The sequence below is a fragment of the Microbacterium sp. ZXX196 genome (genome assembly GCF_009709595.1).
In the GTDB taxonomy this organism is placed as follows: domain Bacteria; phylum Actinomycetota; class Actinomycetes; order Actinomycetales; family Microbacteriaceae; genus Microbacterium; species Microbacterium excoecariae.
This window is the reverse complement of sequence record NZ_WMEE01000127.1, coordinates 1-278: the sequence shown is the minus strand read 5'-3', so window position 1 is coordinate 278 and position 278 is coordinate 1. Positions and strand designations below refer to the sequence as shown.

Sequence of the window (278 nt, the reverse complement as noted above, 5' to 3'; positions counted from 1 at the left end):
GCTTTAGTATGCAATTCAGTGAACGCAAACTTGGAAGTGCGATCAATGGCAACGAAGAGATAAAGCTTACCCTGTGCTGTTTGCATCTCAGCGATGTCGATATGAAAGTAACCAATGGGGTAGCTCTTGAAGCGCTTCCTGACAGGGCGATCACCTTGTACCTCAGGCAGTCGTGAAATACCATGCCGCTGTAAGCAGCGGTGTAACGACGAGCGTGTCAGATAAGGAATACTCGGCTGCAATGCATAAAGGCAATCGTCTAGCGGCAACAAAGTGCG

Annotated in this window: 1 pseudogene; it reads right to left on the bottom strand. The window is 48.9% G+C overall.

Annotated elements, in window-relative coordinates:
• Positions 1 to 278, bottom strand: a pseudogene (locus tag GJQ66_RS12510) (IS481 family transposase); the annotation flags it as partial.